The sequence below is a fragment of the Mycobacterium cajalii genome (assembly GCF_045809005.2).
Taxonomy (GTDB): Bacteria; Actinomycetota; Actinomycetes; order Mycobacteriales; family Mycobacteriaceae; genus Mycobacterium.
The window spans coordinates 5720672-5735566 of record NZ_CM141436.1; the positions used below are offsets into that span (position 1 = coordinate 5720672).

Below are 14895 nucleotides of genomic sequence, written 5' to 3' on the forward strand. Positions count from 1 at the left end.
AAATCCCACCAGGAAAGGAAAAACCATGTCCAACCGCTCAACCGCGTCCAGCCCCTCGGCCGCTTGGCGGCGCCTCCAAGCCGGCAACAAGCGTTTCGACGCGGCGTCGCATTCCGCGCCGGAAGATGTCACCGAGCGGCAGGCGCCGCTGGCGGCCGTGTTCCGCTGTGCGGACTCCCACCTGCCGAACGAGGCGGTCTTCGGCCAAAGCCGCGGCGCACTCGTCGACATCAGCACCTGGGGCCACGTCATCGACACCGGCGTGTTGGCCGGCGTCGAATACGCCGTCGGGACACTCAGAACACCACTGATCGCGGTCCTCGGTCATCCGGACTGCGCCGCGATGCATACCGCACTCGACGCGTGGAAAAAGGTCACCTTCCCCGACGGAGCGGCCCGCGCGGTCGTCGAGCAGGCGATCTCGTCGCTCACCCGGCTCAACGCGACTGTCGGCGCCGCCGACGAACTATCCGCCGCGCACGTGGTGCAGACCGGCGCCACGTTGTTGCACAAGTCGCCGGTGCTCGCCAAGGCCGTCGACAGCGGGCAGGCCGCGATCGTGTGCCTCGTCAGCGATCGCAACGACGGCCGACTGCGCGCCTGCGCGACGTTCGGAGACGTTTCCGAACGTGAGTCGCCGCTGTTGGAGTGCGTGTGAGGGGCCCGCATGAAAGCAGATGCGCGCGGCACGTCGCACGGCTACGCCGGGACGGTGATCGCGATGGGGACCATGCACGGCAAGGAGCACCAGGTGGCACCGCCGTTCGCCGACGTGCTCGACGCGCGGGTCGTCGCGCCGGCCGGGATCGACACCGATCAGTTCGGCACCTTCACCGGAGAGGTCACCAGGACCTCGACGCCGTCGGACACCGCCACCGCCAAAGCCCGCCTGGCGATGCGGGCCGCGGGGGTGCCCTACGGCTTGGCCAGCGAAGCCACTTACGGCGCCTGGTTCGGCATGCTGGCCGTGCACGAAGAAACCTTGGTCTTCGTGGATGACGTCCGCGGCATCCGGGTCGTCGAGGGTGTCGACACCCCCGGCGCTCCCGGACCGCCGCGATCGGTCGGCGGCGCCGGCGAGGGCGTCGACGCGGCGCGCAGTTTCGGGTTTCCCCGCCAAGGTGCCGCGGTCAAGGCCGCCGTCGGTGATCGGGTGCGGGTGTTCGGCAAAGGCATCACCGACACCGGCACACTCATCGGGGTCGTCGGCGCGGCACTGGCGCTCGCCGATGACAACCGGGCCTGGGTCGAACCCGACCTGCGTGCGCACCACAATCCCAGCCGCCGCGATGTCCTGGCCGCCCTGGCGGGCCGGCTCGCCCGGCGGCTCGCGACGCCCTGCCCCGGGTGCGGATGTCCCGGCTACGGCAAGGTCGCGAGCCGCGACGGGCTGCCATGCCGGGCCTGCGGCTGTCCGACCACCCTCATCGCCGCCGACGTCCATGGGTGCCCGGCATGCACACACAGCAGCACGGTTACGCGCAGCCGGGCCGACGCAGCGCCGCGGTTCTGCCCGGCGTGCAATCCCTGAACGGGACCGTCATGACAGGGCCGCGACGAGTTCCCCCACCGAGTGACTGGCTTCCAGCGGGTGGCGCAGCTTCCCATCCGGATTGAGCTCGTATACGTTGCGGCGGCCGACCTTCGACTTGATCAGGTATCCCTCGTCGGTCAAATCGGTCAGAATCGCCTGCACGGAGCGCTCGGTGATGCCGATGCGCAAAGCCAACTCGCGCGCCGTCAACGGCTCGCCGGTGGATACGCACAACAACACATGACCGTGGTTGGTCAGGAATGTCCACGTGCGATCAGAACCCTCGGCAGCGGGTCGCGCTACCGCCCTCCCTTTCTGAGCAACGTTCACGCGGCCATCTTACTACCCGATGATTTCGCGTAAAAGAATTCGCCAATCGGTCAGCGCAGGTAGCTCGTGGGGCACTCAGCCGCCCGGGTTCAGCCCCGCGAAGAAGGACTCGACGGCGGCGCGGTAGGCGTGCGGCGCCTCGTCGTGCACCAGGTGACCGGCCTCGGCCACCGCCAGAAGTGTCGTCGGGCAGTCCGACTCGGCCATCGCACGCATCTGACCGGGCGGCGTCACCGAGTCGCCGGCCTCGATGAGCAGGGCCGGCGCCCGCACGGCCGCCCACTGCGCCCAGTAGTCGCGCGTGCCCCATTCGGCGGCGATCTCGATCCAACGCGCGGTGTGACCGTGCAACCGCCAGCCGGCGGGGGTGCGGTCGAAGGCGTCCATGAAGTACCGGCCGGCGACACGCCCGAACTGGTCCAATACCTGCTCGGCGGAGCCGAATTCGACCGGAAGCGCGTGCAGCCACGGCTCCCACGGCCCGGTGGTGCGCCCGCGGAAATCCGGCGCCATGTCCTCGATCACCAGCGCCGAAACCAGGTCGGGGCGTTCGGCGGCCAGGCACCACGAATGCAGGGCGCCCATCGAATGCCCGACCAGCCGGGCCGGCGCGCCCAGCTCACCCACCGCGTCGGCCAGGTCGGCCACGAACCGTTCGGTGCTGACCGGGCGCGGATCCTCGACGTCACGGCCGCGGTGCCACGGCGCGTCGTAGGTGTACACGGTCCCCAGCCGGGCCAGCCACGGCAACTGTCGCGACCAGGTTGAACCGCGCCCCATCAGGCCGTGCACCAGCACGACCGGGTCGCCCCGTCCGCCGTGACGGGTCAACAGGTTGCCGGGCATCCCACCATCTTGCGCGACCCGCACCGCAGACGGGCGGGGCGGGCCGCGGTAGCCTAGCGGAATGCCGCCAGTGGTGAAGATCAACGCAATCGAAGTGCCGGCCGACGCCGGTCCCGAGCTGGAGAAGCGGTTCGCCCACCGCGCCCACGCGGTCGACAACCAGCCCGGTTTCCTCGGATTTCAGCTGCTGCGCCCGGTCAAGGGGGAGAACCGCTACTTCGTGGTGACGCAGTGGGAGTCCGAGGAGGCGTTCCAGGCGTGGGCAAAGGGTCCCGCCATCGAAGCCCACGCCGGCGAGCGGGCCAACCCGGTGGCAACCGGGGCGTCGCTGCTCGAATTCGAGGTTGTGATGGACGTTGTCGGGAAAGACCACACCAAGTAGCAGGCGCCGGGCACTGCATCGTCTGCTGGCGCTGGGCGCCTCCGCCGCCGTGGTCGTGGCCGCGGCACCCGGCTGCTCCCCCGCCCCGCCGCCGCGGGCGAGCGCGTCGGACCCCGGGCGGACGATCGACACCCGGACCCCTCCGGGGCTGCGCGCCCAGCAGACCCTGGAAATGCTCAACTCGGACTGGCCGATCGGCCCGGTGGGCGTGCGCACCCTCGCCGCGCCCGACGACGTCAAGCCGGTCGAAACGATCATGGAACAGCTGTGGTGGGATCGGCCCTTCGCCCTCGACGGCGTCGACATCAGCGCCAGCGCCGCCACGCTGCACCTGACCTCGTCCTACGGCGCGCGCCAGGACATCCGCATCCACACCGACGACGAGGGCCGCGTCGATCACTTCGACCTGGACACGCGCGCGCCGACCGTCAGGTCGTTCCACGACGTCGACGCGGTGTTGAGCAAGACCGGGGCCCGCTACTCCTACCAGGTCGCCAAGGTCGACGACGGCCACTGCGACCCGGTGGCGGGCACCAACACCACCGAACCCCTGCCGCTGGCATCGATTTTCAAGCTCTACGTCCTGCACGCGCTGGCCGGTGCGGTGCAGAACGGGACGGTGGCCTGGGACGATCAGCTGACCGTCACCGACAAGAGCCGGGCGGTGGGTTCGTCCGGGCTGGAACTGGCTGCGGGAGATCATGTTTCGGTTCGCACCGCCGCCGAGAAGATGATCGCGGCCAGTGACAACATGGCCACCGACCTGCTGATCGGGCGGCTCGGCACGCACGCCATCGAGCAGGCGCTCGCCACGGCCGGCCATCACGATCCGGCCAGCATGACCCCCTTCCCCACGATGTACGAGCTGTTCTCCGTCGGCTGGGGCAAGCCGGACCTGCGCGCCCAGTGGGAGCACGGTTCCCCGCAAGTGCGCGCGCGGCTGCTGGCGCAGGCCAATTCGACGCCGTACCAGCCGGATCCGACTCGTGCGCACACCCCGGCCTCCAGTTACGGGGCGGAGTGGTACGGCGACGCCCAGGACATCTGCCGCGTCCACGCGGCGCTGCAGGCCGACGCGGTCGGCGCGGCGGTACCGGTCCGGCAGATCCTCTCCGCGGTGTCGGGCATCCAGCTGGACCGCAACGTCTGGCCATACATCGGCGCGAAAGCCGGCGGCCTGCCCGGCGACCTGACCTTCAGCTGGTACGCCGTCGACAAGACCACGCAGCCATGGGTGGTCAGCTTCCAGCTGAACTGGCCCCGCGACCACGGGCCGACCGCGACCAGTTGGATGCTGACAATCGCCAAACAGGTGTTCGCGCTGATCGCGCCGCGCTGACCGGATGGACCGCCCCGTTCGGTACTACGCGGGGCCGTTGTAGCGGAATTGGCTGGCCATGTGTTTGGCGGCCTCGGTGAGGGGGGTGGCCTGGACCGCCGTGCCGTAGGCGCAGATCTCGGTCCACACGTCACCGATCTCGGTGGTGTCGAACCGCATGGCGACGACCGCGTTGGCCCCGCGGTGATGCGCCTCGGCCATCAGCCGCTCCATCGCCTGGTTGCGGCTCTCGGCCAGGTTCTTGGTCATTCCCTGCAGTTCGCCGCCGAAGATGGATTTGATCCCCGCGCCGAATTGGGAGATCGCGTTCCGCGAGCGCACGGTCAGCCCGGACACCTCGCCGCACACCCGTTGGATCTCCCAGCCCGGAATGTCGTTGGTGGTGACGATCAGCACCGGCCGGCCCCCTGACCACAGCTAAACGGGCGGTTACTCCCGTCAGAGAGTAACCGCCCGTCTGCGGCGATCGCTAGGTGGCTGGTGTCGAACGGCCATTGTGGGGGCGCTGGTTGACCGGTCGGGCTATTGGGCGATGCTCGTGTGGTCGTGAGCGGTTCCTAGCTCAGGTGAATTCGGTTGTCGGGATTGGCGATTCCGTTGCTTGGCTGGTCTACAGGCGGTCCTGGTGGGCCGGTTGGCATCGCCGACCGGCCTCAGGTCGTGGCGGCGGCCCAGTTTGCGCCTTCCCGGTGTAATCCGAGCACACCCAGGCGTGCGAGGTTGATCGCGGCGGCCAGCAGGGAGAAATCGGCGGCGACCTTGGTGGTGCCGCGCACGCGCGCACGGCGGCCGCCGTGGCGGCGGCGCATCAGGTGGCCGATCTTGCGTTCCACTTTCGGCCGGGTGGCCTTGTAGTCGGCGACCCAGCCCGGATCTGCTTGGGTGGTGCGAGCACGGGTGAGTTCGGCCTCGTAGCGGCTGATCGCGATGGTGCGCCCGGCGGTTGAGCTGGTGCACTGCTCGGCCAGTGGGCAGCAGGCGCAAGCCGGGCCGAACACCGCGTTGCCGCCGCCGCCCTTGGCCGGGCGGATCGGCACGGTCACCGCGCCCGGGCAGGTGACCGTGCCGACGTCGAGGTCGATGACGAAGCGGTCCTTGGCGTAGCGGCCACCCGGCGCGGTCGGTGGCTGCACCTTGGTGAAGATTTCCGCGCCCGCGGTTTCCAACACGGCCAGCAGTTTGCCCGCACCGTAGGCGGCGTCGCCGTAAACCGCCGGGCATCGCTGGTCTTGGGCTCCGCACACGCTGGGGGCGCTCCCGTCGCCATCACCATCACCGACCGCGCTGGCCGCGGTCGTCGTGCCAGCACTTGCACCGAGGCTCGAGTCGTCCTGAGGATCAACGCAATCTCCGTCGGCGGTGTTGGTGTCGCTGGTCACCGGAGTGGGTAGGTCGCCGGCCAGCAGGTCGGTGGCGGGTTGGGCGTCGCCGGCGTTGCCGGCGGTGACTTCGGTGGCGGTGATGATCTCGGCGTCGGGGTCGATCGCGATGTGACCCTTGTATCCGTCGAAACCCCGCGCGGAGGTCTTGTGGCCGTGGCGTGCCTGCGGGTCCACCGTGGAGATCACCCGATCGGCGGCCACACGGCGCGCGATGCGGAATATCCCGTCGGCGGCGTCTTGGTCGAGGTCCTGGCCGACCACGGTGGCCAACAGTTTGGCCGCCTTGTCCACCTCGGGCTTCAGCGCCTGCTCATCCAGGCAGGCCAGCAGCGCAGACGCGTCGCGGGCCAGCGCGTCCACCAGCGCCTCGCGCGCCGCCACGTCGTCGTAGTCACACACCGGTTTGCCGGCGCTGACGTAGTCGTCGTCGCGGGACAGCCGCGCCCGCAGCGCGGGTTGCAGCTCCGCGCCGGCGACCGCCAGCAGTCCCCGGATCGCCGAGCGGATCAATGTGACCGTGTCCATGGTGGCCACCGCGTCATACAGCGGGGTCGAGTCCAGCACCCGCTTACGGCCCACCAGCCCGGCCGCCTTGGCCGCTTGCAGGGTGACCTCAAAGATCCGGTCCGGGCGATCCGAGCGGGCCAGCCTCGCGCGCATGTCCACCAACACGGTGTGCACAAACCCCGGATAATCGAAGTCCAGCCCGCCCGCGGCATACTTCCACCGCGCGTCGAACGCGAACCGATCCACCGCCTCCCGATCCGAAAGCCCCTCGATGCGCTGCAACACCATCACCACCGCCACAATCATCGGCGGCACGCTGCGCCGGCCGACATCGGTGAACAAGTCGGCGAACATTTCATCGCCGAACAAGTTGAAGCACTCCCGGTGCAGCACGCTGTAAATCGAGTCCGGCGCCACCCGGCCCTCGCAGAAATCCACCGTCGACCGCCACAAATCCGCCTGTTTCGGCGTCAAACCCAAACTCACCCAACCATTCTCGCCGACCGCACCCGATTACCCGGTCAACGCCACGCGAAAAACACCAGCCACCTAGTGCGCGTCCGGTCCGTTCCCACCCGCGCTGTGGGCTCCGGCCTTGGCCAGATCCGGCTCGGCGGGCGGCTTGCGGGTCCCGGTGAACGTGAACACCGCGTCCTCGCCGGCACCCTCGCCATCCCAGTTGTCGACGTCGACGGTGACGAGTTGGCCGGGTCCGACCTCCTCGAACAGGATCTTCTCCGACAGCTGGTCCTCGATCTCGCGCTGGATGGTGCGCCGCAACGGGCGGGCGCCCAGCACCGGGTCGAAGCCGCGCTTGGCCAGCAACGACTTCGCCTTGTCGGTCAGCTCCATGGCCATGTCCTTGGCCCTGAGCTGGTTGCCGACCCGGCTGATCATCAGGTCGACCATCCGGATGATCTCGTCCTTGGTCAGCTGGTGGAAGACGATGATGTCGTCGATGCGGTTGAGGAACTCCGGCCGGAAGTGCTTCTTGAGCTCGTCGTTGACCTTCTGCTTCATCCGCTCGTAGTCGTTCGCACCACCGCCCTGGGTGAACCCGAGGCCGACCGGCTTGGAGATGTCGGAGGTACCCAGGTTGGACGTGAAGATCAGCACGGTGTTCTTGAAGTCCACCGTGCGGCCCTGGCCGTCGGTGAGGCGGCCGTCCTCGAGGACCTGCAACAGGCTGTTGTAGATCTCCTGGTGCGCCTTCTCGATCTCGTCGAACAACACCACGCTGAAAGGCTTGCGGCGCACCTTCTCGGTGAGCTGGCCGCCCTCTTCGTAGCCGACGTACCCGGGTGGGGCGCCGAACAGCCGCGACGCGGTGAACCGGTCGTGGAACTCGCCCATGTCGATCTGGATGAGCGCGTCGTCGTCGCCGAACAGGAAGTTGGCCAGCGCCTTGGACAGCTCGGTCTTACCGACACCGGACGGACCGGCGAAGATGAACGAGCCCGACGGGCGCTTGGGGTCCTTCAACCCGGCGCGGGTGCGGCGGATCGCCTTCGAGACGGCCTTGACGGCGTCCTCCTGGCCGATGATCCGCTTGTGCAGCTCGTCTTCCATGCGCAGCAGCCGGGTCGTCTCGGCCTCGGTGAGCTTGAACACCGGGATGCCCGTCCAGTTGCCCAGCACCTCGGCGATCTGCTCGTCGTCGACCTCGGCGACCACGTCGAGATCGCCCGAGCGCCACTGCTTTTCGCGCTCGGCGCGCTGGGCCACCAGCTGCTTTTCCCGATCGCGCAGGCTGGCCGCCTTCTCGAAGTCCTGCGCGTCGATCGCCGACTCCTTCTCCCGGCGCGCGTCGGCGATCTTCTCGTCGAACTCGCGCAGGTCCGGCGGCGCGGTCATCCGGCGGATCCGCATCCGGGCGCCCGCCTCGTCGATCAGGTCGATCGCCTTATCGGGCAGGAAACGGTCGTTGATGTAGCGGTCGGCCAGGGTGGCGGCGGCCACCATCGCCGAGTCGGTGATCGACACCCGGTGGTGCGCCTCGTAGCGGTCGCGCAGACCCTTGAGGATCTCGATGGTGTGCTCCACCGTCGGCTCGCCGACCTGCACCGGCTGGAAGCGGCGCTCCAGGGCGGCGTCCTTCTCGATGTACTTGCGGTACTCGTCGAGGGTGGTGGCGCCGATGGTCTGCAGCTCGCCGCGGGCCAGCTTGGGCTTGAGGATGCTCGCGGCGTCGATCGCGCCCTCGGCGGCGCCCGCCCCGACCAGCGTGTGCAGCTCGTCGATGAACAGGATGATGTCGCCGCGGGTGTTGATCTCCTTGAGCACCTTCTTCAGGCGCTCCTCGAAGTCACCGCGGTAGCGCGAGCCGGCGACCAGCGACCCCAGGTCGAGGGTGTAGAGCTGCTTGTCCTTCAGCGTCTCGGGAACCTGGCCGTGCACGATGGCCTGCGCCAGGCCCTCGACGACGGCGGTCTTGCCGACGCCGGGCTCCCCGATCAGCACCGGGTTGTTCTTGGTGCGCCGGCTCAGCACCTGCATCACCCGCTCGATTTCCTTCTCGCGGCCGATGACGGGGTCCAGCTTGCCCTCCATCGCGGCGGCCGTCAGGTTGCGCCCGAACTGGTCGAGCACCAACGACGTCGACGGGGACCCGGACTCGCCACCCCGGCCGCCGGTGCCGGCCTCCGCGGCCTCCTTGCCCTGGTAGCCGCTCAGCAGCTGGATCACCTGCTGGCGCACCCGGGTCAGCTCGGCGCCGAGCTTGACCAGCACCTGGGCCGCCACGCCCTCGCCCTCGCGGATGAGGCCCAGCAGGATGTGCTCGGTGCCGATGTAGTTGTGGCCGAGTTGCAGCGCCTCGCGCAGGCTCAGCTCGAGAACCTTCTTGGCGCGCGGCGTGAACGGGATGTGTCCCGACGGGGCCTGCTGCCCCTGGCCGATGATCTCCTCGACCTGGCTGCGGACGCCCTCGAGGGAGATGCCCAGCGACTCCAGTGACTTCGCTGCGACGCCTTCGCCCTCGTGAATCAAACCCAGCAGGATGTGCTCGGTGCCGATGTAGTTGTGGTTGAGCATCCGGGCCTCTTCTTGCGCCAGGACGACGACCCTGCGGGCACGGTCGGTAAATCGTTCAAACATCGGTGGTTACCTGCTCTCCCTCACCATCGGTACAACCTCACTAGCGGTCCAGTGGGGCCGGAATCGCGTACCTGACATCCACTGTAATGGTCGGCCTGCCAGGGGGCCTAACCTTGCGGTTCCGTGCCCGACCGGGATCCGCCCGGGCACGACGGCCGCAACTGAGGAAACGAGGCGAACACCCGATTCGTTTCCTGCGGGCACCCCCGGCAGTTTCGCCGCCAGCGAAAGCGCCAAACGACCGACGCCCGGGCACTTGCGGCCCGGGCGTCGGTGCGCGGTTGGTCAGGTCGCCGCGTGGAACGCATCGATGACGTCGGCCGGGATACGCCCGCGCGTCGACACGTTGTGCCCGTTGCGGCGGGCCCATTCACGGATCGCGGCACTCTGTTCTCGGTCGATGGCGCCGCGTCCGCGCACGGTGCCGGTGCGCCCGCGACGCCGACCGCCGACGCGGCGGCCCGCCGCGACCCATTGCTTTAGATCGCCGCGCAGTTTCGCGGCATTCTTAGACGAAAGATCGATCTCATAGGTCACCCCGTCAAGCCCGAATTCCACCGTTTCGTCGGCTGAGCCCGCACCGTCGAAATCATCGACCAAGGTGACGGTCACTTTTTTCGCCATTGGCTTACCCTCGCGTTTCGTCCTGAGCAGTTGCTGTGCAGATTGGTTTAGGACCTCCCCGTCCACTAATCTGCCATATTAACGCAGCATACTCAATCGCGACGCGGGGCGTACAGCCGAACTTTCAGCTCGAGTGCGGCCGAACAATCGGGAACAAAACTGTCTCTCGAATTGACAGGCCGGTCAAAGACATCAACAAGCGGTCGATCCCCATTCCGGTTCCCGTGCACGGCGGCATCGCATACTCCAGGGCGGCGAGGAAATCCTCGTCGAGCTGCATGGCCTCGTCGTCGCCGGCGGCAGCGGCGCGCGCTTGCGCGGCAAATCTCTCGCGCTGCACCACCGGATCGTTCAATTCGGAGTAGCCGGTCGCCAATTCTATGCCCCGCACGTAGAGATCCCACTTCTCGGTGACGCCGGCGACACTGCGATGCTGGCGCGTCAAAGGTGTTGTCTCGACTGGAAAATCCTTGACGAAGGTGGGCGCGGTCAGCGTGTTGCCCACTTGGTGCTCCCACAGTTCCTCGACGAGCTTGCCGTGCCCGAAGCCGCGATTTTCAGGAATGTCGACGCCGAGCCGGCCGGCGATCGCGGTGAGCCGCTCGACCGTCGTTTCCGGGGTGATCTCTTCGCCGAGCACCGTTGACAGCGACGGATACATCTGTATCGACGCCCATTCTCCGTCTATGTCGTAGACACTGCCGTCGGGCAGCGGCAGTTGTCGGGAGCCGATCGCCTCATCGGCCACCTCTTGAATAAGCTCCCGCGTGACGACCGCCGAATCGTCATACGTTCCATACGCCTGGTAGGTCTCCAACATGGAGAATTCCGGAGAATGCGTCGAATCGGCGCCTTCGTTTCGGAACACCCGATTAAGTTCGAAGACCCTGTCGAAACCGCCGACTACGCAGCGCTTGAGGAAGAGTTCCGGGGCGATCCGCAAGTAGAGATCCATGTCGAGAGCATTGGAATGAGTGACGAACGGCCGGGCCGCCGCACCCCCGGCCAGCGTCTGCAACATCGGGGTTTCGACTTCGAGAAAGCCGCGCCGCTCCAGCGCGCCGCGTATCGCCCGGACCACGGCGATCCGCTGGCGGGCGACCGCTCGCGCCTCCGGCCGCACGAGCAGGTCGACGTAGCGCTGCCGCACCCGGGACTCTTCGTTCATCTCCTTGTGCGCGACGGGCAGCGGCCGCAGGGACTTGGCCGCCATCTGCCAGGAGTCGGCGAGGACCGACAACTCGCCGCGGCGGGAGCTGATCACGGTGCCGTGCACGTACACGATGTCGCCGAGGTCGACGTCGGCCTTCCACGCGTCGAGCGACTCCCGGCCGACCTTGTCGAGGCTGATCATCACCTGCAGGGTGGTGCCGTCGCCGTCCTGCAGGGTCGCAAAGCACAACTTTCCGGAGTTGCGGGCGAATATCACCCGGCCCGCGACGCCGACGACGTCCTCGGTTGCGGTGTCGACCGGAAGGTCGGGGTGGGCGTCGCGGACCTCGGCCAACGTGTGGGTGCGCACGATCTCGACCGGGTACGGCTCACGACCCTCCGCCAACAGGCGGGCACGCTTGTCCCGGCGGATCCGGAACTGCTCGGGGAGGTCTGGGTCGGCGGCACTCACGACGAGCCAGCTTAATTGACCTGCCTCGGAGCCCCGTCAGCGGCGGGCCACCGCAACGGCCGAGCCGTCAGCGCGCCGTTCTCAGGCGGCCGCGCTGGGTCTCCCGGTTGCGTTCGAAGACCAGCCGCAGGCCGTGCAGGGTCAGGTGCTGGTCGTAGGTGGCGGCGGTCTGCAGTTCCGGGAGCAGCAGCGGCGCGGTGTGCCCGGTGGCCACGATGGTCACCTGATCGCCCGAGAAGCCCTCCACGTCCTCGCGGATGCGGGTGATCAATCCGTCGACCAGTCCGGCGAACCCGAACACCGCGCCCGCCTGCATGCATTCGACGGTGTTCTTGCCGATCACCGAACGGGGCCGGGCCAGCTCGACGCGGCGCAGCGCAGCCGACCGGGCCGCGGCGGCATCCGAGGAAACCTGCACCCCGGGCGCGATGGCGCCGCCGAGGAACTCGCCTTTGGCCGACACCACGTCCACGCAGATCGAGGAGCCGAAGTCGACGACGATCGCCGCGCTCGCGTACTTCTGAAATGCCGCCAGGCAGTTGACGATCCGGTCCGCGCCCACTTCTTTGGGGTTGTCGACCAGCAGCGGGATGCCGGTGCGTACCCCGGGCTCGATGAGCACGTTCGGCACCGACGGCCAGTACTGGTCGAGCATGACCCGCACCTCGTGCAGCACCGACGGGACGGTCGAGAGGGCGACGGCGCCGGTCAGCCGTTCGGAGTCGTCGCCGATCAGGCCGTCGATGGTCAACGCCAGTTCGTCAGCGGTGATTTCCGATTCGGTGCGGATCCGCCAGTGCTGCACGACCTTGGCGTGCTCCTTAGAGCCGGACAACAACCCGACGACGGTGTGGGTGTTGCGAACGTCGATGGCCAGCAGCACGGCTACCCCACACCGATTCGCGGGTCCAATAGGTTGGCGGCGTCAGCCGGGACGAACGCCGGGTCGTGGCCCAGGTCGACCGGCTTGTTGTCGGCGCCGACGAACACGATCCGGGGCCGGTAGGTGCGGGCCTGCGCCTCTTCCATGGTCCCGTAGGCGATCAGGATGACCAGATCGCCGGGGTGGACCAGATGTGCTGCGGCACCGTTGATCCCGATCACCCCGGTGCCCCGCTCGCCGGTGATCGCGTAGGTGACCAGGCGGGCTCCGTTGTCGATGTCGACGATCGTCACCTGTTCGCCCTCGAGCAGGTCCGCGGCGTCCATCAGGTCGGCGTCGATGGTCACCGAGCCGACGTAGTGCAGGTCGGCCTGCGTGACGGTGGCGCGGTGGATCTTCGATTTCAGCATCGTCCGTAGCATCAATTCCTCCACAGTAATTGGACGTGTCGGTCCGGCCCGTCGGTGCCGGCGGAAGCTCCCACTTCGATAGAGACGTTGTCCAGCAGCCTGGTACCGCCCAGCCTCGCGGCGATCAGCAGCCGGCCCGGCCCGCCGTCTCCCAGCGGGCCGAGGTCCGCGTCGCGCAGTTCCACGTAGTCGACCTCGATCGCGGGCACGGCACCGAGCACGGCGCGGGCCGCGTCCAGCGCGGCCGCGGCGCCTGCCGTCGCGGCGTGCGCGCCCGCCGTCAGCGCCGCGGACAGCGTCACCGCCAGCTCGCGCTGGGCCGGGTCCAGGTAGCGGTTGCGCGACGACAGCGCCAGCCCGTCGGGCTCCCGGACGGTCGGCACGCCGACCACGGCGACGTCGACGTTCAGGTCGGCGACCATCTGGCGGATCAGGACCAGCTGCTGATAGTCCTTCTCCCCGAAGAAGATGCGGTCCGGACGCACGATCTGAAGCAGCTTGCACACCACCGTCAGGACGCCGGAGAAATGGGTCGGGCGCGCGGCGCCCTCGAGCTCGGCCGCCAGCGGGCCGGGCTGCACGGTGGTGCGCAGCCCGTGGGGATACATCGCGGCGGCGGCGGGCGCGAACACCATCTCGACGCCCTCGCCGGACAGCAGCGCCACGTCGTCGTCCAGGGTGCGGGGGTAGGCGTCGAGGTCCTCGCCGGCGCCGAACTGCAGCGGGTTGACGAAGATCGAGACCACGACCACCGAGCCGGGCACCCGCTTGGCGGCCCGCACCAGGGCCAGGTGACCGTCGTGCAGCGCCCCCATGGTGGGCACCAGCATCACGCGGCGCCCGGTCTGGCGCAGCGCCCGGCTGACGTCGGAGACATCGCGCGGCGCCGAGTACACGTTGAGCTCGCCCGGGATGAAGACCGGCCGTGGCGTCCGGTTCATCCCGCCAGCACCTCGACGACGTCGCCGGGGGCGTGCGCGCGCCGGGCGGTCCGCAGGGCGTTCACCCGGTAGGCGTCCGCCAGGTCGGGGTCGGCGCCCGCCAGCGCCGCCAGGTGCCCGGCGATCGCCGCCGCGTCCCCGCGTGCGACCGGGCCGGTGAGGGCGGCCTGGCCGCGTTGCAGGGTGTTGTCCAGCGCCGCCCGCGCCAACGGGCCCACGATGCGTTCGGCGATGCCACCGGGCTGATCGTCGACGGACTGCTGCCCGAGCAGTTCCTGGCCGCGCAGCGCGGCCCGCAACGCCTCGAGCGCATCGGCCAGCACGGTCACGATGTGGTTGCCCGCGTGTGCCAGGGCGGCGTGGTAGAGCACCCGGGCGTCCTCGCGGACGCAGAACGGCTCGCCGCCCATCTCCAGCACCAGGGATTGCGCCACCGCGTACCCGACGTCGTCGGCCGCGGTGATCCCGAAGCAGGTGTCCGGCAGCCTGGCGATGTCCTCGTCGGACCCGGTGAACGTCATCGCCGGGTGGATCGCCAGCGGTATGCAGTCGGGCGTCAGCGGCGCGAGCACACCGACCCCGTTGGCGCCGGAGGTGTGCGCCACGATCGTGCCCGGCCGCACCGCCGACGTCGCGGCCAGACCCGCCACCAGGCCGGGAAGTTCGCTGTCGGGCACCGCCAACAGCAACAATTCGGCGGCGGCCGCCACGTCCTGCGGCGGGACGATCGGGGTGTCGGGCAGCCACCGCTGCGCCCGCTGCCGGGACGCGTGGCTGACGGCGCTGCACGCCACCACGACGTGGTCGGCGCGCTCCAGCGCGACGCCCAGCGCGGTTCCCACCCGGCCGGCGGAGATGATGCCCACCTTGAGCCTGGCCGGGCGCAGACCGTCGAACTGCACCATCGCAGACGACCTCACATCGGTATTCGTTCGTTCCGGTCCCAGCCTCAGGGGTACCGGACGGTCACCAAGACTGTAGTCGATGCCCGGGTCGG

General features: G+C 68.8%; 15 protein-coding genes. 4 read left to right on the forward strand and 11 right to left on the reverse strand.

Translation table 11 applies throughout. From position 1 onward, the window contains the following. Window positions 1-25 precede the first annotated feature (25 nt). Together ACJ512_RS27355 and ACJ512_RS27360 are read left to right on the forward strand one after the other, a co-directional pair. Complete coding sequence (locus ACJ512_RS27355; protein ID WP_407685730.1) at window positions 26-658, forward strand: carbonic anhydrase; 633 nt, start codon at window positions 26-28, stop codon at window positions 656-658. Between the two features lie 9 nt (window positions 659-667). Continuing rightward, window positions 668-1531 carry a DUF6671 family protein gene (locus tag ACJ512_RS27360; RefSeq protein WP_407685729.1) on the forward strand — a complete coding sequence of 288 codons (864 nt, stop codon included), beginning with the start codon at window positions 668-670 and terminating at the stop codon, window positions 1529-1531. Between the two features lie 9 nt (window positions 1532-1540). On the opposite strand, the gene ACJ512_RS27365 is transcribed toward ACJ512_RS27360, so the two are convergent. Beyond that, the gene (locus ACJ512_RS27365; RefSeq protein ID WP_407685728.1) at window positions 1541-1864 is read right to left on the reverse strand and encodes a helix-turn-helix transcriptional regulator; all 324 of its coding nucleotides are present in this window, start codon (window positions 1862-1864) and stop codon (window positions 1541-1543) included. Window positions 1865-1939: 75 nt separating this feature from the next. After that, complete coding sequence (locus tag ACJ512_RS27370; RefSeq protein ID WP_407685727.1) at window positions 1940-2710, reverse strand: alpha/beta fold hydrolase; 771 nt, start codon at window positions 2708-2710, stop codon at window positions 1940-1942. Between the two features lie 61 nt (window positions 2711-2771). Here ACJ512_RS27370 and mhuD point away from each other — a divergent pair, with 61 nt between their 5' ends. Further along, entirely contained in the window at window positions 2772-3092 is a 321-nt protein-coding gene (gene mhuD / locus ACJ512_RS27375; RefSeq protein WP_369736690.1) for a mycobilin-forming heme oxygenase MhuD, read from the forward strand. Further along, window positions 3067-4431, forward strand: a complete 1365-nt coding sequence (locus ACJ512_RS27380; protein ID WP_407685726.1) for a serine hydrolase — start codon at window positions 3067-3069, stop codon at window positions 4429-4431. The genes mhuD and ACJ512_RS27380 overlap by 26 nt, the downstream gene beginning before the upstream one ends. A 24-nt stretch (window positions 4432-4455) precedes the next feature. Here the strand turns inward: ACJ512_RS27380 and ACJ512_RS27385 are convergent, their stop codons facing one another. From ACJ512_RS27385 to ACJ512_RS27425, 9 genes are all read right to left on the reverse strand, one after another. After that, entirely contained in the window at window positions 4456-4827 is a 372-nt protein-coding gene (locus ACJ512_RS27385; protein WP_407685725.1) for a YbjQ family protein, read from the reverse strand. 257 nt (window positions 4828-5084) lie between these two features. Beyond that, window positions 5085-6806, reverse strand: coding sequence for a transposase (locus tag ACJ512_RS27390; protein ID WP_407689781.1), 1722 nt, complete (start codon window positions 6804-6806; stop codon window positions 5085-5087). A 63-nt stretch (window positions 6807-6869) separates the two neighbouring features. Then, on the reverse strand, window positions 6870-9416 hold the full coding sequence (clpC1, locus tag ACJ512_RS27395; RefSeq protein ID WP_461479899.1) for an ATP-dependent protease ATP-binding subunit ClpC: 2547 nt from the start codon (window positions 9414-9416) through the stop codon (window positions 6870-6872). A gap of 285 nt (window positions 9417-9701) precedes the next feature. Beyond that, window positions 9702-10040, reverse strand: a complete 339-nt coding sequence (lsr2, locus tag ACJ512_RS27400; RefSeq protein ID WP_407689554.1) for a histone-like nucleoid-structuring protein Lsr2 — start codon at window positions 10038-10040, stop codon at window positions 9702-9704. A 124-nt stretch (window positions 10041-10164) separates the two neighbouring features. After that, the gene (gene lysS / locus ACJ512_RS27405; protein ID WP_407689555.1) at window positions 10165-11664 is read right to left on the reverse strand and encodes a lysine--tRNA ligase; all 1500 of its coding nucleotides are present in this window, start codon (window positions 11662-11664) and stop codon (window positions 10165-10167) included. Between the two features lie 67 nt (window positions 11665-11731). Further along, window positions 11732-12547 (reverse strand): type III pantothenate kinase, encoded by an 816-nt coding sequence (locus ACJ512_RS27410; RefSeq protein ID WP_407689556.1) that lies wholly within the window; start codon window positions 12545-12547, stop codon window positions 11732-11734. 2 nt (window positions 12548-12549) lie between these two features. Further along, window positions 12550-12969 carry an aspartate 1-decarboxylase gene (gene panD, locus ACJ512_RS27415; RefSeq protein WP_407689557.1) on the reverse strand — a complete coding sequence of 140 codons (420 nt, stop codon included), beginning with the start codon at window positions 12967-12969 and terminating at the stop codon, window positions 12550-12552. Further along, window positions 12969-13898, reverse strand: a complete 930-nt coding sequence (gene panC, locus ACJ512_RS27420; RefSeq protein ID WP_461479900.1) for a pantoate--beta-alanine ligase — start codon at window positions 13896-13898, stop codon at window positions 12969-12971. The genes panD and panC overlap by 1 nt, the downstream gene beginning before the upstream one ends. Next, entirely contained in the window at window positions 13895-14803 is a 909-nt protein-coding gene (locus tag ACJ512_RS27425) for a Rossmann-like and DUF2520 domain-containing protein (RefSeq protein WP_407689787.1), read from the reverse strand. The genes panC and ACJ512_RS27425 overlap by 4 nt, the downstream gene beginning before the upstream one ends. Window positions 14804-14895: the final 92 nt, after the last annotated feature.

Bases quoted from the DNA above. Each gene is read 5' to 3' on its own strand.
- ACJ512_RS27355 (WP_407685730.1), top strand. From the start codon at position 26: ATGTCCAACCGCTCAACCGCGTCCAGCCCCTCGGCCGCTTGGCGGCGC.
- ACJ512_RS27360 (WP_407685729.1), top strand. From the start codon at position 668: ATGAAAGCAGATGCGCGCGGCACGTCGCACGGCTACGCCGGGACGGTG.
- ACJ512_RS27370 (WP_407685727.1), bottom strand. From the start codon at position 2,710: ATGCCCGGCAACCTGTTGACCCGTCACGGCGGACGGGGCGACCCGGTC.
- mhuD (WP_369736690.1), top strand. From the start codon at position 2,772: ATGCCGCCAGTGGTGAAGATCAACGCAATCGAAGTGCCGGCCGACGCC.
- clpC1 (WP_461479899.1), bottom strand. From the start codon at position 9,416: ATGTTTGAACGATTTACCGACCGTGCCCGCAGGGTCGTCGTCCTGGCG.
- lsr2 (WP_407689554.1), bottom strand. From the start codon at position 10,040: ATGGCGAAAAAAGTGACCGTCACCTTGGTCGATGATTTCGACGGTGCG.
- panD (WP_407689557.1), bottom strand. From the start codon at position 12,969: ATGCTACGGACGATGCTGAAATCGAAGATCCACCGCGCCACCGTCACG.
- panC (WP_461479900.1), bottom strand. From the start codon at position 13,898: ATGAACCGGACGCCACGGCCGGTCTTCATCCCGGGCGAGCTCAACGTG.
- ACJ512_RS27425 (WP_407689787.1), bottom strand. From the start codon at position 14,803: ATGGTGCAGTTCGACGGTCTGCGCCCGGCCAGGCTCAAGGTGGGCATC.